The sequence below is a fragment of the Rossellomorea yichunensis genome, assembly GCF_032337515.1.
Taxonomy (GTDB): domain Bacteria; phylum Bacillota; class Bacilli; order Bacillales; family Bacillaceae_B; genus Rossellomorea; species Rossellomorea yichunensis.
Genome location: NZ_JAVYAD010000007.1, coordinates 293278 through 319418 on the forward strand (window position 1 = coordinate 293278; position 26141 = coordinate 319418).

The following is a 26141-nucleotide window of genomic DNA, read 5'->3' on the forward strand; positions in this document are numbered from 1 at the left end:
GGAACACCTGCTAACCAGGAAGCTCCCTTCAGAATTTGCCAGATGGAAAAAGGATGCTTACCCACCCGTATAAACACTTGCACAAGATCCCGCTGCCGGTTCATAATAACAATGATTTTTAAATTGACCGGAAAAAGGTTGATCGTACCAGGTTGGAGGACATGGGGCATAGGGGTTGAAATACCAAAGAGCATATTTCGCCGGGTGCTGAGCCCAATAATCCAAATTCTTTTTGGCTAATTTTTTTTCAACCGACCTCGCCCTGTTATAAAAGAGGTTCCCCTTTTGGACGGCTTCAAAGGAATAATTTCCTCCCTGTACATGAAATATGACTTGTCGGATACTTCTCACTTTTTTAAAGTCTAAACAATCCGCTTTCGCACGATTCACGATGACGTTTCCGACGTATAACATACCTTGTTTCCCTTCACCCTCGGCTTCCGCTCGCATCATCCTCGCCATTAAAGCAACATCTGCATCTGTGTATTTGACTCTTGGCATTTTTTTCACCTCAGAAACATTTTATGAAAAAAGCCCACATTGATGTCATTATTTATAAAATAGGAGCGGTTAGTTTTTAAGTACCTCTCTCTATTCAAACAATAAAAGTCCTGGATCCTTGCCACATTGCACCAGCATGGAGTGTAGTTGTCCTCTATGATGATACATATGAGCGACTATTTCTAAAAGCCATTCATATCTTGTGTATGTCACTCCCCAATGGGAGGTTGTTTCCGTGAGAAGAGCTTTTTCTGATAAAGTTTGATAGTTAGAACAAAGTGATTCAAAATGTTCCAGCAATCCTTCTCGTATCGAGGTTAAATCTTGATATGAAACCGATAAATAATAAGCTTCCATATCGTCTTGAGAAGCTTCATTGGATATGCGCCAATCCGCTTCACAAATGAGTGCAATATGCTCTAAAAGTTCTCCGACGGAAAGCTTGTCTGGAGCAGGTCTTACATGTAAGTCTTTCTCTTCCAATTGGTCGATCATTTTCACCAGGGTTTCGATACAAACCTGAATTTGATGTAATGCTGATTTACAATAGGGATTCATCTTAACCTCCTCCAAGGAAAGTTTGTATTTGAAGTTGTAAAGTGTACGTTGTTCAGGATGGATACTGATGCCATCCCCCTATAATTCACCTCTTCTTCCGTTCATTTCCCCTTTTAAAATTACCTGTTATCTTCGCCATGATGAGTTGTACGGCTTTGTCATTTTCAGCCGAGTTCACATTCCTGATAAACTTTTCGGCGTCCTTTCCTTTTAAAATTTTCACCTGTTTCCCTTCATATTCGATAAAGACGGATTGATCTTTGTTGACCCGATACCGAAAAGGAGCTTCATCTAAACGGTTTCTTTTGTCGGTATTATCCATTGTTTATCCTCCATTATTTGTACCTTCTGGTTATTCTTCGTGCGATGTAATTTCCACATAATCACTTCCAGCAATGATTTCCTGCTCATGCATGCTTGTCCACTTTCCAATCGAAACTTCAGGATGATGTTTCAAATAGCTTTGTACAATTTCAAAGCCGATTTTATAGTTGGCCCATTGTGGAATACCTTTTGAAGGATTGCCGCTTCTGAGACCTAAGTAAAGTCTTGGATCGCCTGAATCCCCGATTTCCATTAATTCCTTCACTATTTTTTCTTTTGTTTCTTCATTCATCGCTTCTTTCCAAGGTACATCGATTTGTGGATAGAGGCTACTTGCAAACACATCTGCTTTCCCTTCCATCACAACCGCACCCAATATACTGTGCATCATCCCATCATTGCTTTCTCCCTCAATGGCATGGTTATATTCGTGGGCAACCGTATACTTCAATATGTCTTTATCGAATGATGCCGAAAGCTTCAACACAATCACATCCTCGGCCAGGACGATTCCTTCGACACCACCCATTTCTTCCACAGTGAACGTGTCTTCAGGATTTGCCGGTAAGATAAAAATTTTCTTATTGTCTCCAGGAAGCTGCTTTGCCGATTTGATTAACGCTTCCTTGATGATCTGATCGGTGGAATCTTTATCCCGAATCAAGTCCGCGATTGTTTCTTCTAACTTGTCCAAATTATTCGTGGGCTCAAAAGGAAAAGCTAAGCTGAAACCTTCCATTTCGGACAGCTCTTTGAATGGTTCAAAAACCTGGTCAATGTACACCGTCTCATTGCTGCTTCCAGATTCCTCCCGGACGCTGCTAATGTATTCCTTCATTTCATCATACATGTAAATGATCTCGAACTCCTGTTCATTGTGTGTGAATGTAATCGGAGCTTCCTGTTCCCTCTGATGCACCGGTTGATCATTTGAACAGCTTATGAATAACAACGATATCAATGGTATGACTAGTGTCTTTCCTAATGGTTTCATTCTTCTCACACCTTCCTGCTTAACATGCTCATCCCCTTGTTTGGAAAGGGATAAAACCCCATTTTACTTTTTCTATACGTAAACCACTGGAAAAAGTTTCATTTTACAATAAATATAGCAAAAACTGATTAATAATAGCATCTTTTCTTTTTAATTCGATCAAGGTCCGTCCCTCGATGCATCTCAATGTATTCCATAAAGTTTTACCGAAATAATAAAAGGGAAAAGAGAAGCTATGATCAATCACCTGAGAGGAGGAATTCCCATCTTTGGAGAATCTGGAGTTGCGTTATTTGTCATCATACCGATGGCCATTATCTTGGTCCTTATTATAGCTACGATCCTCTTTTTCAAAAGAAAATCAGAGAAGGATAAAAATTTTTAAGGTTCCAGTGGTCAGAATGGAATCGTTGGAAATTCATAAATAAAGGGTTGGCCCAATAGTCGTTAATGCAACTTTTCGGCCAGCCCCTTTTTAGACAGCATACACGTTTTCTAGCTTTTCATTTGAATAGGACCAGAATATATACCCATTCATTCCACCTGCTGCTCATATTGATCCTTTAGTTTCTCAATCGAAACCCCTGCCTCAATGTAGCTCCTTACCAGCTTCCACTCGCTATGTTTGTTCTTCTTAAATGTATTAAAAAAGATATTGGCTGTCTCCATTGATTTCCCTTGGATATGAATGGTTGCTGATAGGATGGCCATGGTTTCATCTTCCCTTAACGGAATGATGGACATTTCATTTAGATCCCACTTTGCATCGTTGACCTTCACAAAATGAAACCCTTGCTTCCACCCTTCAATCGATTCTTCATAACCAAAGTCTGCGATTTCTCCTCCCGTCACTTCTCTTGCTTGATACTCCTTTGAAATGAAATATGCCAGCTCCATTAAAGATGACCGATTCCAAGCATCCAAAAAAGTATCAATAAACGGTCTGAACGTATCGTCGCTCATAAAATACCCCCTAAAATGATTTGATCAATTATCAGTCTTATCTAAAGGAAACGTAAATCCTGTTTCAATTTCCCAATACCTTCAGCCTCCTGCTCTGAGTAACACATTTTATCCTGAAAATGCGGAAGCCGTATTTATTGGACGGAATTCGCTTTTTGATCATTTATTTTTTTCTGCGCCAGCCAGGTACGTATCATGCTTGGAACGCCAGCTGCCATACTGACCATAAAACTCCACATGACATAGCGCCAATCCCCTGTGAACAGCGCCACACAGATGAAAAATGCCAGTTGACCAACCAGTGCAAACCAGGAAGCAATCCATGCCAGTTTCATATTTTCTTTCACTCAGACTCCTCCTCATTAAAAATCACCCTATACTATCCCTTTCTTCCAATTATTTCAAAACACTCCTCCAAACTCAATCACTTTTATAAAAAAAAGAAACGTTGTTTAGAAAAGAAACGTTGTATAGAAAAGAGGGACGGACCTTGAACTTCTGATTTGAAGTACAAGGTCCGTCCCTTTGTATTAACATTTAAGCCGGTCCGCTACTATATAGGTCTGCATCTATTTGTTCAAAGAACGGACTCGGTTCGCCTACGCTGAACAACTGCAGCTCGTGCATGGCTCTTGTGCAGGCTGTGTAGAACAAACGGCTGAGGCTTTCGTCACCATATGATTGGGCGGATGCGTCATAGAGGATGACGGCGTCAAATTCGATGCCTTTTGCCAGGTAGGCCGGGATGACGATCACGCCCTGTTCGTATTCAAGAGAAGCGCTTTTCATTAGCTTGATGCCTTCCACACCGGTTAAGGAGGCGTATGCGGCTTCACTTTCTTTCGCAGATTTACAAATGACGGCAATAGAATGATAGTCCCGGTCCTGCCATTCTTCAATTTTCGCTGCAATACGGCAGTGAAGTTCATCCTGATCAGCGACCTTGGTGAGCACCGGTTTATCTCCGTCCCGGTCAAATGGGGATATCTGCTCGCCACCAGGCACAAGCCGGCGTGTGAACTCGATGATCGGTTTGGTGGACCGGTAGCTCTGAGTCAGGTTGATCACGTTGGTTTCATCCTGTCCGTAAAGTCCTGTCAGTGTGCTGAAATCCACGTGCTTACGGGCATGGGCAAAAATCGCCTGATTAAAGTCTCCGAGGACGGTCATTTTGGCTGAAGGAAACAGACGCTTGATGAACTCGAATTGAAAAGGTGAGTAGTCCTGAGCTTCGTCGATGAGCACATGCTTAATCGACGTATTGGTCTGAAAGCCGAGAATCAGCTCTTTTAACAATAAAAAAGGAGTCGCATCCTCGTAGGACAGTTCCCCTTCCTCGAGCATGTTCACTGTAGAACGGCAAATATCCTCCCACTCTTCAGGGATCTCCCCACCCCATAATGTAGAAATGTCCGCCGGATCTGCAAAGAGCTGATGATACATTCCCTTCACGTCCACATATTGAAATCTCCCGATCACTTTACGCAGTCCCTTGAATCTCCTGCGAACGATCAATCGGGCCAGCGCCTCATACTCAATCTCATAATCATTCGAAGGATTTTTCTTCTGCAGGTGCTGATGCGCTTTGTGATAGTCCTCATTACTCATCAGTTCTATTTCTTCTTCGACCCAAGGCTTGCTCCGCTCAAGCTTTTCTGCTTCATCGATCCGTTTATGGATCCACTCGGTCAATTTTTCCAGCCTGTTATGAAAACGCAGTGACGTATCACTGGTATAAAATCGTTCATTGATTTGCCTGGCTGTGACGATCGGCTTTCCACGAAACTTAATTCCTTTGAATCGCATACCGGAGTCCTCCAGTGATGTTCTGTATAATTTAATGATGTCAAAGAAATCCGTCGATGCCTTGAAGGAGATACTCGCTGTCCTGGTCCGGTACGATGGGGCACCTGTTTCAGTCAGGACATATTCCAATTGACTGTATGGACCCTCCAACTCGAACTCCGCACTCAATCGATGGTCCAAATATTCCTGAAAGGTCACCTGTTCCATATTCTCTTCACCAAGCTCAGGTAATACGTTCGATACGTAGCTGTTGAACATGGCGTTCGGGGAGAACAGAATGATTTGATCAGCCTTGAGGCTGCCCCGATATTTATAAAGTAAATACGCAATTCGCTGAAGGGCGGCCGATGTTTTCCCGCTTCCCGCTGCACCTTGAACAATGAGCAGCCGGCCGTGATCGTGCCTGATGATTTGATTCTGCTTCTGCTGGATGGTCGCCACGATGCTGTTCATATGGGTATCGGTCCGCTTCCCAAGCACCTCCTGCAAAATTTCATCCCCGATCGTCAGGCTGGTATCGAACATGGAGTCGATGACGCCGTCCCGGATGAGATACTGCCACTTTTTCTCCAACGTCCCTTCGATTGTCCCACCGGGTGTGGTGTATTCTGCGGGACCTGGCGGATAATCATAGTAAACGCTTGAAATCGGAGCACGCCAATCATAGATCAGGAAGTCCTCACCACTTTCATCCGTGAGAGTGGCAATTCCGATATAGACCTTTTCAGGCGCCGCTCCTCCTCCTTCGGTAAAATCAATGCGTCCGAAATAAGGCTTGCCCTTCATGCGTTGTAGAGCGGATAATTTTTTTACTGCCTGCCTGTGAGTGCTTTGACTGACGGTCAACACTTGTGCCTGCTGCCTCAAACTGAGGACGGTTTCCAGAAAGTCATCGAACGTATCCGTATTCACCTTGACCTCATCCCAGAAGTGTTTGCGGATCTCCACCACTTCTTCCTGGCGCCGTCCGGTTTCATCCTCCAGGCGTCCGATTTGCTCCACAATTGTCTCAATGACACGTTCCACACGTTTCTGCTCCTGCCTAATTTCAAGATTCATCCAAGTACTCCTTTTCCTTAAAAAATTGAGGGTTGACGAAAGAGTAAATTATGTTATATAATTATTATTGAGGTAATATGTTTTAATTTACTCATTTTACGTGTTTCTGTTCTAATTTATCACAAATATCTATTCTAATCAATATAAATATGAAGACTGTTGAACGATCGATTTTCGTTTGGCAGTCTTTTTTGTGTGAGAAAAAGAGGGACGGACCTCATGCCTTTATTTGAAAGCACAAGGTCCGTCCCTCTGCATTATAGTAAACCATATCCCTTAGCAACATAACTTTCCATAATCGATGAAGGCACTAAATTCCCACCTGTCGCCCACACTAGATGAGTCGCATGATTTAATTGATTACTGGTTAACGAAAGTGATTCAAGATGCTTACGTATTGGTGGCAAGGTTGGACCTAACATCCCTGCAAGCGCGGAAGGTTCTAATGAAATGGACTCTGATTCATGTAAAAGAGCAAGCATTTTAAATAAGTTCTCATCGCTCACTGTGTACACACCGTTCACGGTTTCCTGCACCATCCTTCCTGCTAATGCCGAAGGGCGCCCGACTGCGAGTCCATCGGCTTCTGTCCGATTGCTTAAACCTATATCCCGGACAGAAATATTTTCGTGTTTTCCAGTCGATAGTCCAAGAAGCATACATGGAGAATTGGTTGGTTCAGCAAAGTAACAGTGAACATGATCACCAAAAACATGCTTCAATCCGTACGTCACCCCTCCAGGTCCACCCCCAACGCCGCATGGCAAATACACGATCAATGGATGATCCCCGTCGACAACTACCCCTTTTTCTTCAAACTGCTGACGCAACCGCAGCGCAGCGACTGCATAGCCCATGAAAAGATCCTTCGAATTTTCATCATCTATGAAGAAACAATTCGAGTCCTTCAAGCATTGCTTTCTCCCCTCTTCAACGGCATAGGAGAAATCATTCTGATGCTCAATCACCATCACACCTTTTTCTCTGAGAAGCTCCTTTTTCCACTCTTTCGCTTCACGTGACATATGAACCGTCACATTGAAACCAAGAGCTGCACCCATGGTTCCGATACTTAAGGCCAGGTTTCCCGTCGAGCCTACAGCAATGGAGTACTGTGAAAAGAACTCCTTAATCGAGGGATCGGCTAACACGGAATAGTCATCCGTCAATTGAATCATATCGTGTTTTAGCAAGAGTGTTTCTGCAAGTTTCAGAACTTCGTAGATACCTCCCCTTGCTTTTATGGAACCGGCAATGGGCAGCTCATTGTCACATTTCAACAGTAGCTTTCCCGGTATAGTGGTTTGATAATACGTTTCTAATTCTCGCTGCATAACCGGGAGCCTTTGGATAGGTGACTCAATGATTCCATTCTTCTCTACTGTTTCGGGAAAAGCTTGTTTTATGTAGGGCGCAAATCGCAAAAGCCTCTTTTCTGCGTCAAAGATATCAGTTCCGTCGACAGTGTTTGTTTCAGAATGTACGCAGGATTTTAGTGATGAGTTTGACCAGAAGGTCTCTTTCATTGCTTTTAGATCGGAAAGCAAAGCCGGTTTCAAGCCGTATGTTTGTTCCATCATTCATCCCCCCTTAATTTACGTATCATTTTACAGAAGTTTCGTATCCTTTAGAAGTTTAATGTTGACTATTTCTTGGAGGTGATGGAACAGCATGACACTGTTTGTAGAATTCTATTATTTTTTAGCAATTTCCGGGGAAATAGTTGTAGAAATTTGGAGGACAAGGCAACTGCTCCCTCGTCCCATAAGAATATATCATAGTGTTTTTGAATTTGTTGGTACAAGGTACCTGTCCCCCTGTCCCATTCGATTGGAATGGAGAGCCATTGTGACGCTTAATAGTATAGTGATTGCCCCAATCATTTGCATAGGGCTTACCGATTCTTTCAATATAATGTATCCGACCACCATTGCCACAAATGGTTCTATATTCAGGAGCAGGGATGTATTCGTAGAGCCGATTTCTGATATGCAGTGATTCCAGATTAGCGGGCATATCCCATGCATGATGATCGCTGTGAGAAAAAGCAGCATCCATATGCTGAACGGAACGGCCTTCAGAATGGAGACTTCTGAGAATGGTAAAAACACGGTCATGAAGATCAACCCTACCATGGTCGAATAAAAGGTCAATAGAATAGAAGAAAGGTGCCTTGCATATCGTTCCACAAGGATCATGAAGACAGAAAATGTAAGCATCGTGAGGAAGATATATCCTTCTCCCATACCGATCACGATGGCCCCTTTCTTCATGATGACCAGAAGCACGCCGAAAAAGCTGAGGAGGCTCCACATCCAGAAAAACAGGCTTTTACGTTCCTTAAATACAACCGAATTGATAAGGGATGTACAAATGGGTGCCGTAGCCAGGATCAAGGCAGCCGTTACGGGTGATGCCGTGGTCAAGCTGGCATAGAAGCTCCAGTGATTCAAAGTCACGCCAATGAAACCGATGAAGAGCAGTGGGATGATCAAGGATTTCAACGAACGAAATTGACGAATTGGCTTGAAGAACACCATAAGCAGGAACAGAGTAATAAAAATAAGCCGTAGAAAAGCGATTTCCATCGGCTTGAAATATTGCACTAAAATCGCACCGAATATAAAATTACTTCCCCAGCATATCACACAAAAAAGGAGGCCCATGTAGAGATACACGGGCTTTCCATTTACCTTTTCTTTCATTTTACCAGCTCATGAGTACTCCAGAGAGACCCATATACCACTTTCCCTTTGTTCATCACCGCCAATCGTTTCGGTCTTCGGGCAACGACCTCTGCTGATGAAGCGGCCTCGACGAAGATAAAGCTTGCATCATCTTCCACTTTCGGCCACTTGTATTCACCTGTTTTCGTCAATGCTGTTGTTCCTCCAGTTATCCACTTCAGACTGTCCCTTAAGGATACTTCATCACTTCTTCTTGTCACCTGTCCGTATTTATACACTTTCTCTAACACGTCACCGTGCCCCAGTGGACTCCAGGAGTCATAGAATCCATCACACCCAAGATGGACTTTCACGCCATGATCATCCAAGAGCTGTATTGGCGGAAGGGATTTTGTCAAAGGAATGGTCGACATAATCGAAACGCCATTTCCCCTCAAACGCTCTGCCAATTCAATTTGTTTCACTTCCGGGACCTCCCCGATACAGAAGGCATGGCTGATAGCTGTCCGGTTCTGCCAGTTGGACTCTTCCACCATATCCATCCACTTATCGATCGTGTAGGTTCCCACATGCCCGCTATCGTGTAGATGGATGTCTACATCCACATTAAACTCCGTTGCGATATTCATCGTTTCATAGAGTGATTTTTCAATAGACCGATCGATTCCTGCAGGGTCAAGGCCTCCTACCATGGTGGCACCATTCCTCATCGCTTCTCTCATCAATGTCGGCACGGAATCTCTTAATAATCCATGCTGAGGGAAGGCAATGATATCTGCGGTGACAGCATGTTTATAGTCGTCCAGTGCCTCGGTGACACCTTCAAGGTTCTTCAACCCAATGTATGGATCAATGTTTACGTGAGTGCGGATATGCGTTGATCCGTTTGAAAGGATTTCGTCGATCATCCGTTTCGCTCTTTGTTTGGTGGTTGGTGCGAGTTCTGTCAGCTCCTCTGCTTCAAACTGCAGTCTTTCTTTCAGGTTTTTAACGGGCTTCGTTGCTTTCCATCCAAGGGTTAGATACGTTTTGTCCAAATGGTTATGCATTTCTTTAAAGGTTGGAATGGCCAAGTGACCTTTTACATCATAGATCACATCAGCAGTCTCGGGTATGGACTGTGTATGAGACAGCTGTTGAACAATTTTCCCTTCCTTGACCCCGAGATGAAAAAGCTCTGTTTTCGTTTCGGTCATTCCTCCATTTTCCATGTTTCCTACTTCAAGCTTCACATTTTTCAGCCAGATCATTGAAACGTCTCCCATCTATTATTTATTGATCAGTACGGATTCAGATTGTGGCAGCACCACTTTTTCCCCGTTTTTATAAACAGAATCAATTTTTGCTCTCCTTGCCACTGCTTCCGCTGAACAGCTTGCTTCGACCAGGACAAAGTCTGCTGCGTCCCCTACTTGAGGCCAAACCTGTTTCCCTGCATCATCCAGCGGCGTGATTCCGCCAGAAGCATATTTCCATGTACGGTTGATGGAGTACTCATCGATCAATCGGAATCGTTCAGCAAGGATATTCAGCTTCTCGATCGTATCCCCGGTTCCAAAAGGTGACCAGTGATCGGTTAAGCTGTCATGACCTACGGATACCTGTAAACCGTATTGATCCAGAGTCGGAACCGGAATGGTTGGGCGGTTAATCGGGATCGTCGTGGTAATATCAATCTCTTGATCTTTCAGAATGGCCATCATGTCTGTAAGAGATTGCCCCTCAAGATCTCCAAGTGCAATGGCATGACTGATCGTGACACGCCCCTTCAAGTTCGCCTCTCTTGTAAAATCAGCAAGACGTTCAAAGGTGAAAGCCCCAAGTGTATCCGGGTCATGAAGGTGAATGTCGACACCGGCATTATGCTCAGTGGCAATGTCAAACGTCGTATAGAGCGATTGATCGATATGTCGGTCCACTGTCGCCGGATCGACTCCCCCAACAAGGGTGGCACCACTTTTCATAGCTTCCCGCATCAGTTCCACTGAATTGCTGCGCAGGAGCCCATGCTGAGGAAACGCTACAATGTCATAAGTGAGGTGATGTTTATATTTCTCTAATGCTTTAACGGTTACTTCCAAGTGCTTTAAACCGGAAGTCGGTTCTATGTTGCAATGCGTCCGGATGTGAGTGTGGCCATTTTGAAGCAGTAGCTCGATCATCTTTTCAGCTCTCTCCTGGGCGTATGGCAATTGCTTAGGCAGCAACTCCTGTTCTTCTTCTATTCTTGTAAAAATACCTTTTGTGATCGGACGGCATGCCTTCCAAGGACCGCTATAGTAGGTTTTATCGATATGGATATGCATTTCACGTAAGGAAGGCAGGATCAGCTTCCCTTTTGCATCCAACACGGCCGCTCCCGTTTCAATCTCTGACTCGTCATTTGAGATGGCCGTGATCTTTCCCCCTTCTATTTTCACATGGGCATATTCCGTAAGGGTTCCTGTCACAACTTCATTCTCTTTCTCAAATCCCGTTTCCATTCTCACATTTTTCATCCATACTGTTTTCATCAAATCAACCTCCACTTTTTATTTACAGGGATTTCGGATGGTGCCATCCCCTATTCGATCGTTGCGTCATTCACCATTAAGTAGTTGGCGGCACTCAACCAGAAATCTTTCACTTCATTGTTGTACACTGCTAAATGCTCGTAGTTTCGAATTGGAATGTATACCGCTTCTTCCATTTCAATGGTCATCGCTTCTTCATATAATGTCTCTCTTACTTCAGGGTCCACTTCTTTTCTTGCCTGCTCGATGAGATCATCAACTTTTTCATTTGTATAATAGAAATGGTTTCCTGGTGAACCGTGTGAAGCAGAGTGGAACAAGTTGTATTGGTTGTAGTCACCGTCACCGGTTGCATTTCCCCATCCACCGATGAACATATCTTGTTCTCCTGTGTCTACAGCTTCAATATATGCACCATATTCAAGCACCTGAATATTCACTTTGATCCCGATTCCTTTCAACTGGGACTGAATGACTTCTGCCATATTGATCCGTTCTTTACGGTCACTCGTAATCAATGTTAATTCGAGACCTTTTTCAAACCCTGCTTCTTTCAAAAGCTCCTTGGCAGAATTCGGATCATACTCATACGGCTTCACATTTTCACTATGACCGAATACTTGTGGACTCATGGCAGCATTTGCTAACGTTCCCACTCCGTTATACACACCTTTAATGATTGCTTCTCTTTCAATGGCCATGGAAATGGCCTGTCTTACCTTTACATTATCGAAGGGCTCTTTTTGTGTATTGAATCCGACATACTCGACGGCTAATCCTTCTGTTCGATACAGATTCAATGTGTCAGAGCTTTCAATACGCTCGATTTCAGTAACGGGCACTTGATCACTGATATGGGCTTCACCCGTTTCAATCATCGCTAATCGTGTCGCGTCCTCTGGTACAACCTGAAACTCGATTCCATCAATATTCGGAAGTTCTCCCCAATACTCTTCATTTTTTTCAAGGTTGATGGACTGACCTGACTTCCAGGATTCGAAGGCAAATGGCCCGGTTCCGATCGGGTGCTTAGCAAGACTATCAGGATTTTCTTTCACAGCTTTAGGGCTCATGATGCTTCCTTCGTTACTTGCAAGGATCGATAAGAGAGGTGCATAAGGAGCATCCAGCTTGAATTGCACTTTATATTCATCCAGTACGTTTATTTCTTTGATCATCCCGAGCTTATCCTTTTGAGGAGACCCGGTGTTAGGGTCCAGTAAGCGGTCGAACGTTACTTTGACAGCCTCAGCGTTAAATTCAGAACCGTCATGGAACGTGATTCCCTCATTTAATGTGAATTCCCATGTCGTATCGTCCGGCTGCTCCCAGCTCTTCGCGAGTGACGGAACTATGTTCATTTCTTTATCAAACGTCACAAGGCTCTCGTACACTTTTTGATAAAGGACATTAGCAGACGGAATATCTGTAATGAAGTGTGGGTCCAAATTGGTTGCATCGGATAATCGTACGACCTTCAGTACTCCCCCTTCTGATTCACCGCCTTGTTTGCTTGCGGTTTCACTTTCTACATTACTAGTCGAACACGCCTGGGTGATGAGCATGACCATCACGATCAATAATCCTGCGATCCCCCTGAAATACTTCTTCTTTTCTTTCAATTCCTTCACTCTCCCTTTTCCGTATTGTTGGTGCCTATCTGCATTATAAAAAAGAAAACAGTGAATGATTTTCAATATCTTTACCAACTTTTTAATTATTTTGACAATTCAAACTTATCACCTTCCCTTTCCATCCCTCTTCCTCTATCTTTGAATTACACAAACCATTTCAATGAGGAGGAAACGTCATGTCGACTGAACTTAAAGTTCAAGAAATTCAATCACCCATACTCAATTCAAAACCGAGCGTTTTTGAAAAAAGGATCAAACCCTTCTGGGACACCTTTTCGAAAAACAAGGCAGCAGTGGTTGGTGGAGGGATCATTCTCTTCTATATTCTCATTGCCCTATTTGCTCCTTTACTTGCTGTTTATGATCCTTATGACATTCAACTGGACAATAAACTCCAGCCCCCGAGTACAGAACATTGGATGGGAACAGATGATAAAGGACGGGATATCCTTGCAAGGATCCTTTATGGCTCCCGTCTTTCAATGGGGGTCGGTTTTGCCGCAGTCGGCTTCGGTGCTTTCTTTGGCATCATCATGGGGTTGATTTCAGGGTTTTACGGAGGATGGATCGATACCTTCATCAGCAGAATCCTGGATGTCATGCTTGCTTTCCCTGGAATTCTATTGGCTCTTGCTATCATCTCTGCCCTGGGACCGAGCCTTGTGAATGTCATGATCGCCGTCGGGGTGTTCTCCATCCCATTATTTGCAAGGGTTGTCCGGGGATCGACGCTCGAAACGAAGAAGCTTGAATATATCGATGCCATTCGGTCGCTTGGAGCCAATGATTTCATCATCATCTTCAGGCACATCCTGCCGAACATTTTATCTCCCATCATCATTCAAGGTTCCTTGCGACTTGCCACCGCCATCCTTTCAGCAGCGGGATTATCCTTCCTTGGTTTAGGCGCACAGCCTCCTTCACCTGAATGGGGTACGATGCTGTCCAGTGGAAGGGACTTTTTATTCACGGCTCCCTACATCGCCCTCTTCCCGGGGTTGGCGATTTCCATCCTCGTACTCGGCTTTAATTTGTTCGGGGACGGCCTTCGGGACGCGCTTGATCCGAGACTGAAATCATAATAAGGAGGAATATGAAATGATATTGTACATTTTCAGAAGATTAATAGAAATCATCCCCGTCATATTCGGTGTGACCCTGGTTGTCTTTCTCATCATGCAGATGGTTCCCGGAGACCCGGCTATCATTCTTGCAGGGGAAGGGGCCTCGAAAGAAGCGATCAACCAATTACGGACAGAGCTCGGCTTGAACCGCCCCTTGTATGTTCAATATGGTGAATACATCATGAATGTCTTCCAGGGTGACCTTGGACAATCTCTGAAGAGTCAACAGCCTGTCATCCAGGAAATCATGACCCGCTTACCGATCACGATTGAACTGGCCTTCTACAGTATTCTCATTACGATTGTCCTTGGAATGACCGCTGGAATCATATCGGCAGTCAGACCATACTCTGCTACCGATATTTCCGTGATGATCGTCGCTTTATTAGGAATTTCACTGCCCAGCTTCTTTCTAGGCCTGCTTTCCATCTATTTATTCTCTGTCAAACTTCAGCTTTTACCTGTAGCAGGATGGGACAGCATGTTGCACATCATTTTACCGGCCTTTACGCTCGGGGTCGGAGGAGCTGCCATCGTTGCCCGGATGACCCGATCCAGCATGCTTGAGGTCGTGAGGCAGGATTATATCCGGACTGCTCAGGCAAAAGGTTTGAAAAGCTTTGCCATTATCTATAAGCATGCCCTTCGCAATGCTTTGATTCCCGTCATCACAGTGGTCGGCCTTCAGTTTGGGGCACTGCTCGGAGGGACGGTATTAATCGAATCCGTCTTTGCCATCAATGGACTCGGCCGTATGATCGTTGACTCGATCCGTACACGTGACTTACCGATGGTTCAGGGCGGGGTACTGGTCGCATCCTTGGTCTTCGTAATCGTCAATCTATTCGTAGATGTTTTATACCGATTCTTTAACAAACGAATTGAACTTAACTAGGAGTGGTTGTAATGAGTAAAAATGTGGTCTTGGAAGTAAAAAACTTAAAAACCCATTTCACTTCGAAAAAAGGAGTGACGAAAGCCGTGGATGGAATCGATTTTGTCCTTCACGAAGGAGAGACGCTTGGGATCGTAGGAGAATCGGGCTGTGGAAAAAGCATGACCTCCCTTTCGATTCTTCGTCTTGTCCCCTCCCCTCCCGGAAAGATTGTGGACGGAACCATTGAATTGAAAGGGAAGGACATCCTTAAAATGTCCGAATCCGAGCTTAGAAAAGTGCGCGGAAACCAAATTTCTATGATATTCCAAGAGCCTATGACGTCATTGAATCCTGTCATACCCGTCGGGGAGCAGATTGCAGAAGCTGTTCGCATCCACCAAAAGCTCGGTAAAAAGGATGCATGGAAAAAAGCGGTCGAAATGCTCGAATTAGTAGGCATCCCTTCTCCTGAACATAGGGCGAAACAAGAGCCTTTTCAGCTGAGCGGCGGAATGAGGCAACGTGTCATGATTGCGATGGCTCTTGCCTGCAACCCGGAGGTCCTGATTGCAGATGAACCGACTACGGCACTTGATGTAACGATCCAGGCACAAATCCTTGAGCTGATGAAGGACCTTCAGAAAAAGCTGAATATGGGAATCATCTTCATCACACACGATTTAGGAGTGGTAGCCGAGCTATGTGACAAAGTTGCGGTTATGTATGCGGGACAGGTGGTGGAATATAGTTCGACGGAACAATTATTCTCCAATCCGAAGCATCCATACACAAATGGGCTGCTGTCTTCATTACCAAAATTGCATGAAGACCAGGCAGAGCTGGAAACGATGCCGGGAAGCGTCCCTTCCCCCTATGACATGCCAAAAGGCTGCCGTTTTTCTCCCCGTTGCGCATTGGCAACCGCACGATGTCACGAGGAAGAGCCACAGCTCAATTCTTCGAAGGATGGCAGTCAAATCAGATGTTTTCTATATAATGCCGAGAAAGAGGTGCAGATGACATGACCGCTGTGATGACTGAAAAAAAACCTATTTTGGAAGTGAAGGGCCTGAAACAGTACTTCCCTATCAAAAGGGAGTCCTTGTTCCAGCCGAAACAAGTGGTGAAAGCCGTGGATGATATCACTTTCACGCTGTACGAAGGGGAAACCCTCAGTATTGTAGGTGAGTCCGGCTGCGGTAAATCGACAACCGGCCGTGCCATCCTTCAGCTGGATAAGCCGACGGAAGGCAGTATCCAATACAATGGAATCGAATTGAACAGTCTATCCAAAAAGGGATTAAGAAATATGAGGGGCGATATCCAGGTCATCTTCCAGGATCCGTTTGCCTCGTTGAATCCGAGACAAACCGTCCGCAAGATCCTGAAAGAAGCCATGACCATACAAAAAGTACTGCCTCCTTCCAAACACGAAGATCGTATGAAGGAATTATTGGACTATGTGGGCCTTCCGATTACGTCACTGGACCGTCTCCCACACGAGTTCAGCGGTGGTCAGCGACAAAGGATCGGAATCGCACGGGCGTTGGCTGTCAATCCCAAAGTAATCATTTGTGATGAAGCCGTATCGGCACTCGATGTATCCATTCAGGCACAAATCTTGAACCTGTTAAAGAAACTTCAGAAGGAATTGAAATTAACGTACCTCTTCATTTCCCATGATTTAAGCGTTGTACGTCATATATCAGATCGGGTGATCGTGATGTATCTGGGGAAGGTGGTCGAGATCGGGACAAAGCATGAGCTGTTTGACAATCCTACCCACCCTTATACCAAAGCCTTGCTTTCAGCCATCCCCGTACCTGATTTTTCTCAGAAAAGAGAAAGAATCCTTTTAAAAGGGGATGTACCTTCCCCATTGAATCCGCCATCAGGATGTAAGTTTCACACCCGCTGTCCTCTGGCAACGGATTTGTGTAAAGCAGAACTGCCTCCTATGACCGGACATGGGGAGCATTTCACACGGTGCCATTATGTCTAAACATATTTTCAGAATCTTAGTTTTCTTATAAAATAGAAAGTATGACTCACCACTTTAGGAGTTCTTCACATGATTACACAAGAATCCTTTTCATTTTATATCATGCTGTCCGTATTAGCCCCAATCATTGGGGCTTTTAGCTTATTATTTCTCTTCCTATTTGAAAAACGTCTGGATCAACTGGAGAAAGAAAAGAACCAACTGCTTCTGAAACAGGAACTTCAGGAAGCTAAATACAACCAACTGAATCAGCAGATCCAGCCCCACTTTTTTTTCAATACGCTTAATGTCATCCTGAGCCTGGCACGTTTGAATCGCAAGGAAGAACTGGTTTCTGCCATCGAGGTCCTTTCCAAATACTTTAAATTCAAATACAAACAGACTGACCCTTTGATCACCATGGAGGAGGAGATTCAATACACCCAATATTATCTCGACATTCAAAGGCTGAGATTCAGAGATCGTCTCCAAATAGTATGGAACGTGGAAGAGAGCTGCAAGTCTTCACTAGTCCCTCCGTACCTCCTGCAGACCCTTGTTGAAAACGCATTTAAGCATGGTCTTGAAAAGCATCCTGGGCAAGGCAAGCTGATCATCATCCTGAATGAACAAAGGAAAAAAGTGTACTTAGAAGTATGGAACAGCTCATCATCTTCTTTGGACACGCTTGATTCTCAAAAGGAAGACCGTGGAATTGGATTACATAATATCCAGAAGCGATTACAGATGCTCTTTCCAAAGGAAGAAATCCTCATTCAGCTGAATGAAGAAGCCAAAGGAACAAGCGTCCAAATCTTTTGGCCACGTATGACCAGAGAAGACAACATTACTTGATGAAGGAGGAAGCGTAATGCATATTTTACTCGTTGACGATGAGCCCCTTGAACTGGAGCAGCTCAACTACATGATTCACGAAAAATATCCTTATTGGACGATTCATACTGCCGCGGATGCGTCACAGGCTTTAAAGATTCTGACGGAACATCCGATTCGCCTTACGCTGCTCGACATTCAACTGCCTGGTAAATCAGGGATCGAACTCGGGATTGAAATGAAGAAATATGATCATATCGACATCATTATGGTCACCGCCTACCAATCATTCGATTATGCACAGGCCTCCCTGCGACTCGGCGCAAAGGATTATTTAACTAAACCGATTATTGAAGAAGAATTATTTCAAGTTCTCAACCAATATAAATACGCATCCATCCAATCCCATATCGTCCAGGAAGCATTAACGATCATCCATGAACAATACAGCGATAAGCTCTCCCTTTCATCATTGGCGAGCCAGATCCATATCAACGGTACGTATCTTAGCAGGAAGTTTCATGAAGAAATGGGGATCAGCTTCTCTGAATATCTGAATGATTTCAGAGTCCAGGCCGCACAGAGATTACTTCGGCAGGACACCGAAAAGTCCATCTCTTCTATTTCTGAAGAATGCGGATTCAGCAGCCAGCACTATTTCAGTTCATTATTCAAGAAGCAAACAGGATACACTCCAAGGGAATATCGGATAAGAGAGAAGGTATAAATCAATGAAGCCACGAACGTACCGTGAATATATACAAGGAACCATCACGTTTGGTGTGGCGTATGGAGTCGTTTCGCTCCTGGCAAGATGGGTGACCGGCAATACGATTTTGTCTTCTCCTGAAACACTCGTGAAATATGGACTGCTTGGTGGAATTGGCTACGCCATGATGGGAGCCACCGCTCTCTTTCTATTCGGGTGGATCACCCCCTATATCAGGGAACGATTCCCAAACTCCATGACTCTAGGGGATGTATTGAAAGAAAGACTCCGAGGCCGGTCATACTGGTTCGTCATGTGGGTATTACTCCTGACAAGCCTGGACTCCCTGCTCATACAAGCACTGGGAGCAGGTGTGCTATTCCACTTTCTATTGAAAACACCGATTTATGTAGGATTACTCGTATTTTTTTTATATTGCTTCTTGTTGTCCATAGGAGGCATGAAGCAAATCCATCGATTTGAAGGGATTCATATCTCGTTTATTTTCGCAGCCATCATCCTGATTCCCGTTTATTTTTTTATCCAAAAAGGTATTTTTCCCGTTTACGATGGATTGCTTCTTTATCATCCCTACTTATTATTTCTGAAACATAATGAAATCACCTTGTTCATTCTTACCGCATTTCTGATTGGATTCGGACAAGTATTGATCGACCGGGCGAGCTGGCAGCGGATTTATATCATTGAAAAATCCAAGGTACGAACATCCTTTATGATGGCCGGGATCATATGGGCGACCATTCCCCTTGCCTTCACCGCGATTGTACTGATTGCGGTTTATGGGCAGGGCTTTGAAAACATTTACTCCATATTGAGTCAGCTGGTGGAGAAAATCGACTCATTGTTTCTGCTTCTATTATTTATCGGCTGCTGCTTCAGTGCCATCGCCTCCACCGTGGGGGCAGAGCTCCATGCCACATCGATCATGGTCATCCGGAATATGCTGAACCACAAGTTCGATTGGAGTGAAGACCAGCAATTGAAAAAGACCTATTTGGTCTCCGGTGTGCTTTCCCTTTCACTCTTTCTCATCAGCTCGATCCTGTCACCGAGTCTGATGGAGCTCATCTTCTTTTTTGCCCAGGTGTATGCATCCATCATCCCGACCATGCTAGTGGTCATCTTTTATAATAGAATGATCCCGATGCTCCTTCCTTATTGCTCATTGATAGGTTTAGGGACCGGGTTGCTGTCTCTACTAAGCTATAATTCAATTCAATCGACCTGGATCAGCTTTTTCGTGTCGAGTGGGTTAGTGGTGATATCCCTGGTGGTTAATGAGATTCGGATTCATAGAAAATGAGACCACACTCGTAATGGTCCGAGTAAGAGAGTCATCAAATAGGCGACTCTTTTGTCTTAAGGACTAAGACATCTACTAATCACAGGTTTGTATGATGTTATCTATAAAGCCTCATCGTGATAGAATGAGAGAAACGATGAAACAAGTTAGAAAATATGAAAAACCATTAAGGAGGAAAGATAAGAATGACAGAATCAAAGGAATGGAAACATGGTGCTCGCGGGCATTCATTCATTACTTCGTTTAGCGGAGGAAAAGATAGTGTTTTAGCTCTATACAAAGCATCGAAGGATGGAGATGCGCTCGGGCTGATTGTAATGCTGGAGGAAGAAGGAAAGCGGTCCAGATCCCACGGAATGCCTCCGGAGCTTATCCGTGCACAAGCAGAAGCGATCGGCTTGCCCGTATTCACTGCAGCCGCCAGTTGGACAGATTATGAAGAAGTCTTCATGACCCTTTTAGAAAAAGCAAAAGATCAAGGGGCCGAAGTGTTAGTGACGGGAGACCTGGATATGCCTGAACACGGCTGTTGGCATGAAAAAGTAGCGAAGAACGCAAGGCTGAAGCTTGGGATGCCTTTATGGGGAATGAACCACCGCGAAGCTGTCGAAGAGTTCATCAATCTGGGATTTGTATCCATCGTTGTAACGGTTAATTTATCCCTGGGCATGCGCACTGAAGATTTAGGTCGCACGTTAACCCATGAATACATAAAGGAACTAGAAGCCCGAGGGATCGATCCTTGCGGAGAAGGTGGAGAATTCCATACTACAGTAGTGGATGGACCGATTTTCAAACATCCTGTTCCCGTTTTAAAACGTGAGATTTTGAATGACGGAGATTATGCTTTTTTGCCTTTGGAGCTGGATCGAGTTAGAACAAACCTGCATGATGATTGAATCAAGACAAAGCTGAAGATCAGATGATTGATCTTCAGCTTTTTGCCTCTATAAATTAAATTTGCACTCCCGATTCCAACACCAGATGTTCTTTGAGTGTTTGCTGTAATGTCCCCTTTGTCTCTATTTGACCGTCAAATGCGACTCCTGTATCAACTATTTTTCTGACAAGCTCTACCCGCAGTCCTGTAAGGATGGCTTTGCATCCCATCATATTAACTCCTTTTAAGATCTTCCCAAATTGAAAAATGACATCCAATTCCATTTCCGCAATACCCGATAAATCTATAATAAGGGTTTGAATTTTCATAGAACTGATTCCCATCAACACTTTTTCTTCCAGTGTATGAACCCGATAGGTATCTATCCTTCCAATTAAAGGCAATACCGCAATCGAGCTATTGATTGGAATGATAGGTACCGATAGATTTTCCACCAGCTTTTTCTGTGACAACAGCTGTTCATCTTTGTAATCAGAATAACTGATAAAGAAATTATTCAGGAACTGATCAACACTGTCATTGATTCTTTTTTCCAAATCAAAGAATTTCTTTCGCGGAGATTCATTATCCTCATTTTGATTATCATATTGATAAAGGAAATACCATAGAGTTCTTCTAATTGCATGTACCCATTCCAGTTTGAATGCAAGTGTGAGAGAATGCTGCGCCCATGCTATGCCTTCTACTTTTGCAAATTTAACCAGCTCTTCTTCTTTGTTTTCAACGATATAATGAGCTAAGACTTCTGCATTCTTTACCAGATCGATGTTTCCCTTTTCTAGAATATCATTGATTTTGCTACTAACATTTACAGCTTCAGATAAGAGTTTTTGCTTAAAATCCTCTCTGTTAGCCGTAAGAAAATCCGCTATATCTTCTTTATTATGGAATGTATTATTCATAGTAACACGCTCCTTTTTTATTCCGGATATATTCCTTATTCGTTTCTATGAATGAAAATCCTTCAAAAACAAAGGTTTCAATTATTAATTGAACATTTTATACCTATATTATTCAAGAGCCCCCCGATGCTTGGGAACACACTCCATTTGCCATGATGAACCTCAGAATAAACTCATCCTCCCGATACAAAAAGGTCAACAAAACAAAAAAAGCAGTAAAGATATCTTAATTTTACATGTCTGAAAATTCTTATAATTAAATAAATACGGAGGGGAGGATGATTAGATGAAGACGAAGGTAAATTGTTTCAGGAGCAGGTTTTTCATGATTGCAATAATGGTACTGATGGTAGCGATTAGCGGTTGCTCCACCAATATGGGGGCAAGTTCAGGTGATCAGGCTGATGGACAGGCTTCCCAGAAGGAGAATAGCCTGGTCATTGCCCGTCTATCCGATGTGGAGAATCTCGATCATCATTTTATGTCAACCATCAATGCGGCAAGTGTAACACACGGTAAAATATATGAGGGGCTTGTCGGCAGAGATAAAAACGCCAAAATTAAGCCATTACTTGCAAAGGAATGGGAGCAGCTGGATGAAACAACGTGGGAATTCAAGCTAAGAGATGATGTCTCGTTTCATGATGGGTCAGCATTTAACGCCGAGGCTGTCAAGAAAACGTTCGATCGATTAACAGACCCAAAGGTGGCTTCTCCTCGAGCTGTTGTTTTCAAAATGGTCAAGGAAGTAAAAGTAGTCGATGATCATACCGTTCAATTTCTTTTATCTGAGCCTTTTTCACCCTTATTATCCATCCTGGCGAGCCATGAAGGCGGAATCATCAGTCCAAAGACCATTGAAAAATACGGGAAAGACATTATCCAAGAGCCGGTCGGCACAGGTCCATTTGTGTTCAAGTCCTGGGAAACGGGAAAAGAGATTGTGTTTAATAGAAACGACAAGTATTGGGGAGATCAACCAACTATAAACCAAGTGGTTTTCAAAGTCGTACCTGAAGAGACAACGAGAATTTCCATGCTTGAAACGGGCGAAGCCCATATTGCAGAACCCCTTTCTGTCACGATGATGGATTCAGTGAAGGCATCCAATAATGTTGAAGTCTACCGAAGTGAAGGCTTTGGTACGGAGTATGTAGGTTTCAATGTGCAAAAAGAACCTTTCAACGATGTCCGTGTCCGGAAAGCTATATCCCATGCGATTGAAATGGACTCCATCATGAAAGGTGTATTCAATAATATAGGAAAAAAAGCGAACTCCTTATTGGGATCTAAAGTGTTTGGCTATCATCCGGATATGAAATCATATGAATATAATGTAAACGAAGCCAAGAGGTTACTGGCCGAAGCAGGGTATCCTGATGGATTCAAAACCACATTGCTTACAATGGACAGTAAGGAAAGGATCAGCCTGGCTGAAGTCATGCAATCCCAGCTCAAAGGAATTGGAATCGACTTAGAAATACAGATTCAGGAGTATGGAAGCTTTGTAGAGCAAGCCACAAGTGGAAATTCGGAAATGTTCATCATCAGTTGGAGAAATGCCACAGGCGATGCGGATTATAATCAATACAATCTATTCCACAGCAATTCCCATGGACCTGCCGGAAATACATTTTTCTATAGTAATGATGAGGTAGATCAATTGATCGAACAGGCACGTTCTGAAATGGATCAAGAGAAACGATTGGAGCTTTATGCAAAATCTCAGGAGCTGGAAATGAAAGACGCGGTCTACATCCCGGTTCGGGTGATTGAAAACATGGCGGCGATTCGAAACAACGTAAAAGATTTTTCAATCAGTCCTGCCGGTTATTTGGAAATCAATGATATTAGCATTCAATAATATTTCACTAAACGATTTAGTAAGATCAAAAATGAGAAGTTGCCTAACTTCTCATTTTTGATTTCTATTTACTTATTCTTTCTTTCCTGCGCTTTAATGGCCACCTTCTCAAGTCCATTTTGTGCAAATTCCACATCTGACTTCGGCATCGCTTTATTATTTTTAAGGTCCTTATTCTTCTGTTTAGACATTCTTTCACCACCCTTTTGGTTGTATTTATATAGTGCACAAGGGTGGCAGCAAATATGAAGCATCTCGACGTTTTTCCTCTCCTACCTTTAAAAAAGTCGACTCCATAGGAATCGACTTAAAGAAATTAAAAAACCCCATTCTCATTGGGTGAATCCTCCGGAATGGCTTGCCCAACATCCCACAATTCAACGATCCGCTCATCCTCGAAACGGAAGATATGAACGACAGCCCCTCCCAGGTCCTCTGGATTCTGTCTCACATGTGAATGGACCGCAACCGTGTCACCGTCCTGGATGGCACGTTTGACATCGAGTATCTTGTCCGGGTTCCCGGCTGCATTCTCCTCCATGGCAGACATAAGCGAATCTGCATCTCCTGGAAAATACGGATTGTGGTGGCGAAAGTCAGGACCTGCGTGACTCTCGTATGCTTCCCGGACGTTTCCTGATGCGACAAGTTCCAGGAATGAGACTGCTCTTTCTTTAATGGTGAGTCTACCATTCATTTCAATCATCCTTTCATTTCAACCGTGATACATTTCATTTTAAAGGAAAAGGATGGAATTGGCGAATGAGTGTCCTTGATTAAAAAAGCATTGACCCACGCAGGTCAATGCTTTAAGATTATCGCTTATTAAACGCATTTAACATCCAAATATGCTGCTCCAGGGATGTTTTAATTCCGATAAATAAATCAGCTGTAGGCTGGTCTTGAGAATCCTCTGCTGTCTCAATGATTTTCTTGGAATCCTTTACGATTTGTTCAAAATCGTTCACTAAGGCATCCACCATTTCAGTAGACGATTCTTTTCCGTTGGATTCTTCAATGGTAGCCGTTTCGAGGTATTCTCTTAGTGTGGCGATCGGCTTCCCTTTAATCGTCAGAATTCTTTCTGCCACTTCATCAATATAATTACCCGCTTCATTGTAGTATTCTTCAAATTTCTCATGCAGGGTGAAAAATTCCGGACCCGTTACATACCAATGATAATTGTGTAATTTTGTATAAAGGACGTTCCAATTTGCAAGTTGTTTGTTAAGTGCCACGACTAATTGTTGATTCATGTATGTTCTCTCCTTTGTCTTTGTTATAAATGTATTATATCCTTATTTATAATTATTATCAATTAATAAGAATTATTATAAATGGATTACATCATTATTTTTTCCACCGATTTTGATAAAATACGTTTTTCTCAAAAATAAAACCAACAGGAGCGCGACTCTTTCATGAGTCCATCACTCCTGTTGGTTTTATAGATCTTTTTGTTCCACATTAAGTTCAATCAGATTACCATCTGGATCGGCGCAGAAAATTTGGGCGAATCCGCTTTTTGAGTTAGGTTTTTCAAGGATTTCAACCTCGTTCTTTTTTAACCATGTTAGAGTATCATGGTAGTTTTCCACTCTTAGGGCAAAATGACCTTCCCTGCTGGATAGGCGTTTATCCTGACGAATGGTCTGGGACGAAGGATCGACGATTAGATGGAGCTGCTGGCCCTCAATTTCATACCAGGCACCTGGAAAACCAAAGTCAGGACGTGTGATTTCGTTTAAACATAATGTTTTCCCATAGAAATTTTTCGCTTTTTCCAGATCAGTCACCGTAAGACTTACGTGATGGAGACAAGTATATTTAATCAAGATCCTCACTTCTTTCTTTTTTTGTATAGAACTGGCCCATTTACACCGTCATCTTCCAACTGGACAACGCCAGCCACCGCTCTTTCTCTTTATAATCCGGCACGATCTTCCCGACAAGTCGCCAGAAAGACCGGTCGTGATTGAGGTGGACCATGTGGCACATTTCATGGACGACCACGTAGTCGATGACATCCCGGGGGGCCATGGCAAGCTTCCAGTTGAACGTCAGCTGTCTTCTCCCATCACAGGTTCCCCAGGTCGTTTGGCTGTCTGTGATGCGGATGGAACGGGGCTTGGTTTTAAAGTGACGTTGATGGACCGCAATGCTATTCTCTACCATCGCTTTGCACTGCTTGTAGTAAAAACGTTTTAACGCCTGTTGGATCCGTTCATCTTCAAGCTCTTTTACTTGGATGTGAAGCGTCTTTCCGTCAAAGGTGACATGATCCTGTGTGATCGATGGATCGTGTTGAACCTGTATAGGGAATGAGTTCCCAAGAAACAAAAAGGGTTCCCCATGATGATACGTCTTCTCTTGTGGTCCATTCAGACGATCCTTCATCTCCTTCGATTTCTCCAGGATCACATCCCATTTATCCTCCAGCAGCCGGATCACCGATTCATCCGGGGTCCCTTTAGGTGCATAGACTTCAATGTTTCCGAAGCTGTCTAAGTAGATGCCAATGGATGACCGGTTCTTATATTTAATCTCAAACTGTATGGTCTCACCAGAATAAGTATGGATCATCTT

The 26141-nt window shown here is 43.6% G+C and carries 27 protein-coding genes; 9 read left to right on the top strand and 18 right to left on the bottom strand.

The annotated features are described in order from the left end of the window. Window positions 1-57: 57 nt before the first annotated feature. The 12 genes from RSX31_RS19665 to RSX31_RS19720 all read right to left on the bottom strand — a co-directional run bounded on the left by RSX31_RS19665 (window position 58) and on the right by RSX31_RS19720 (window position 12976). Window positions 58-501: a cell wall hydrolase gene (locus RSX31_RS19665; RefSeq protein WP_148967906.1), complete on the bottom strand. Its 444-nt coding sequence runs from the start codon at window positions 499-501 to the stop codon at window positions 58-60. Window positions 502-591: 90 nt separating this feature from the next. After that, entirely contained in the window at window positions 592-1059 is a 468-nt protein-coding gene (locus RSX31_RS19670; protein ID WP_148994512.1) for a DinB family protein, read from the bottom strand. An 85-nt stretch (window positions 1060-1144) separates the two neighbouring features. Then, window positions 1145-1381 carry a hypothetical protein gene (locus RSX31_RS19675; RefSeq protein ID WP_315635748.1) on the bottom strand — a complete coding sequence of 79 codons (237 nt, stop codon included), beginning with the start codon at window positions 1379-1381 and terminating at the stop codon, window positions 1145-1147. Window positions 1382-1411: 30 nt separating this feature from the next. Next, the gene (locus RSX31_RS19680; protein ID WP_315635749.1) at window positions 1412-2377 is read right to left on the bottom strand and encodes a DUF2268 domain-containing protein; all 966 of its coding nucleotides are present in this window, start codon (window positions 2375-2377) and stop codon (window positions 1412-1414) included. Between the two features lie 534 nt (window positions 2378-2911). Beyond that, window positions 2912-3340, bottom strand: a complete 429-nt coding sequence (locus tag RSX31_RS19685) for a flavoprotein (protein WP_315635750.1) — start codon at window positions 3338-3340, stop codon at window positions 2912-2914. Window positions 3341-3474: 134 nt separating this feature from the next. Continuing rightward, complete coding sequence (locus RSX31_RS19690) at window positions 3475-3687, bottom strand: hypothetical protein (protein WP_282137178.1); 213 nt, start codon at window positions 3685-3687, stop codon at window positions 3475-3477. 190 nt (window positions 3688-3877) lie between these two features. Next, entirely contained in the window at window positions 3878-6205 is a 2328-nt protein-coding gene (helD, locus tag RSX31_RS19695; RefSeq protein WP_315635751.1) for an RNA polymerase recycling motor HelD, read from the bottom strand. 257 nt (window positions 6206-6462) lie between these two features. Further along, complete coding sequence (locus RSX31_RS19700; RefSeq protein ID WP_315635752.1) at window positions 6463-7782, bottom strand: D-serine ammonia-lyase; 1320 nt, start codon at window positions 7780-7782, stop codon at window positions 6463-6465. 198 nt (window positions 7783-7980) lie between these two features. After that, entirely contained in the window at window positions 7981-8910 is a 930-nt protein-coding gene (locus tag RSX31_RS19705; protein WP_315635753.1) for a DMT family transporter, read from the bottom strand. Beyond that, window positions 8907-10142, bottom strand: a complete 1236-nt coding sequence (locus RSX31_RS19710) for an amidohydrolase (protein WP_315635754.1) — start codon at window positions 10140-10142, stop codon at window positions 8907-8909. Before RSX31_RS19710 ends, RSX31_RS19705 begins: the two co-directional genes overlap by 4 nt. Window positions 10143-10160: 18 nt before the next feature. Continuing rightward, entirely contained in the window at window positions 10161-11405 is a 1245-nt protein-coding gene (locus tag RSX31_RS19715) for an amidohydrolase family protein (protein ID WP_148994519.1), read from the bottom strand. Between the two features lie 50 nt (window positions 11406-11455). Then, window positions 11456-12976, bottom strand: a complete 1521-nt coding sequence (locus RSX31_RS19720) for a glutathione ABC transporter substrate-binding protein (RefSeq protein ID WP_315635836.1) — start codon at window positions 12974-12976, stop codon at window positions 11456-11458. Between the two features lie 239 nt (window positions 12977-13215). On the opposite strand from RSX31_RS19720, the gene RSX31_RS19725 reads away from it, so the two are divergent. From RSX31_RS19725 to RSX31_RS19760, 8 genes are all read left to right on the top strand, one after another. Continuing rightward, complete coding sequence (locus tag RSX31_RS19725) at window positions 13216-14121, top strand: ABC transporter permease (RefSeq protein ID WP_148994521.1); 906 nt, start codon at window positions 13216-13218, stop codon at window positions 14119-14121. A 16-nt stretch (window positions 14122-14137) separates the two neighbouring features. Next, window positions 14138-15058, top strand: coding sequence for an ABC transporter permease (locus RSX31_RS19730; RefSeq protein ID WP_113970311.1), 921 nt, complete (start codon window positions 14138-14140; stop codon window positions 15056-15058). 11 nt (window positions 15059-15069) lie between these two features. Continuing rightward, window positions 15070-16065 (top strand): ABC transporter ATP-binding protein, encoded by a 996-nt coding sequence (locus tag RSX31_RS19735; RefSeq protein ID WP_148994522.1) that lies wholly within the window; start codon window positions 15070-15072, stop codon window positions 16063-16065. Further along, complete coding sequence (locus RSX31_RS19740; protein WP_148994523.1) at window positions 16062-17042, top strand: ABC transporter ATP-binding protein; 981 nt, start codon at window positions 16062-16064, stop codon at window positions 17040-17042. The genes RSX31_RS19735 and RSX31_RS19740 overlap by 4 nt, the downstream gene beginning before the upstream one ends. 69 nt (window positions 17043-17111) lie before the next feature. After that, the gene (locus tag RSX31_RS19745; RefSeq protein WP_148994524.1) at window positions 17112-17876 is read left to right on the top strand and encodes a sensor histidine kinase; all 765 of its coding nucleotides are present in this window, start codon (window positions 17112-17114) and stop codon (window positions 17874-17876) included. Between the two features lie 16 nt (window positions 17877-17892). Further along, on the top strand, window positions 17893-18582 hold the full coding sequence (locus RSX31_RS19750) for a response regulator transcription factor (RefSeq protein ID WP_148967892.1): 690 nt from the start codon (window positions 17893-17895) through the stop codon (window positions 18580-18582). A 4-nt stretch (window positions 18583-18586) separates the two neighbouring features. Then, window positions 18587-19888, top strand: coding sequence for an SLC5/6 family protein (locus RSX31_RS19755; RefSeq protein ID WP_148994525.1), 1302 nt, complete (start codon window positions 18587-18589; stop codon window positions 19886-19888). Window positions 19889-20073: 185 nt separating this feature from the next. Next, entirely contained in the window at window positions 20074-20787 is a 714-nt protein-coding gene (locus tag RSX31_RS19760; RefSeq protein ID WP_148994526.1) for a Dph6-related ATP pyrophosphatase, read from the top strand. A 55-nt stretch (window positions 20788-20842) separates the two neighbouring features. Here the strand turns inward: RSX31_RS19760 and RSX31_RS19765 are convergent, their stop codons facing one another. Further along, window positions 20843-21691, bottom strand: coding sequence for an STAS domain-containing protein (locus RSX31_RS19765; RefSeq protein ID WP_315635755.1), 849 nt, complete (start codon window positions 21689-21691; stop codon window positions 20843-20845). 325 nt (window positions 21692-22016) lie between these two features. Between RSX31_RS19765 and RSX31_RS19770 the strand changes: the two genes are divergently transcribed. Further along, window positions 22017-23555, top strand: coding sequence for a glutathione ABC transporter substrate-binding protein (locus RSX31_RS19770; RefSeq protein WP_397548113.1), 1539 nt, complete (start codon window positions 22017-22019; stop codon window positions 23553-23555). A gap of 68 nt (window positions 23556-23623) precedes the next feature. Here the strand turns inward: RSX31_RS19770 and RSX31_RS19775 are convergent, their stop codons facing one another. The 5 genes from RSX31_RS19775 to RSX31_RS19795 all read right to left on the bottom strand — a co-directional run bounded on the left by RSX31_RS19775 (window position 23624) and on the right by RSX31_RS19795 (window position 26138). After that, a complete protein-coding gene (locus RSX31_RS19775; RefSeq protein ID WP_262371810.1) occupies window positions 23624-23746 on the bottom strand; it encodes a hypothetical protein in 123 nt (40 codons plus the stop codon). A gap of 125 nt (window positions 23747-23871) precedes the next feature. After that, window positions 23872-24261: a nuclear transport factor 2 family protein gene (locus tag RSX31_RS19780; protein ID WP_397541180.1), complete on the bottom strand. Its 390-nt coding sequence runs from the start codon at window positions 24259-24261 to the stop codon at window positions 23872-23874. A gap of 109 nt (window positions 24262-24370) precedes the next feature. Continuing rightward, window positions 24371-24811, bottom strand: a complete 441-nt coding sequence (locus tag RSX31_RS19785) for a Dps family protein (protein WP_148994530.1) — start codon at window positions 24809-24811, stop codon at window positions 24371-24373. 189 nt (window positions 24812-25000) lie between these two features. Continuing rightward, a complete protein-coding gene (locus tag RSX31_RS19790; RefSeq protein ID WP_315635757.1) occupies window positions 25001-25390 on the bottom strand; it encodes a VOC family protein in 390 nt (129 codons plus the stop codon). A gap of 40 nt (window positions 25391-25430) precedes the next feature. Further along, window positions 25431-26138, bottom strand: a complete 708-nt coding sequence (locus RSX31_RS19795; RefSeq protein ID WP_315635758.1) for a M48 family metallopeptidase — start codon at window positions 26136-26138, stop codon at window positions 25431-25433. Window positions 26139-26141 lie beyond the last annotated feature (3 nt).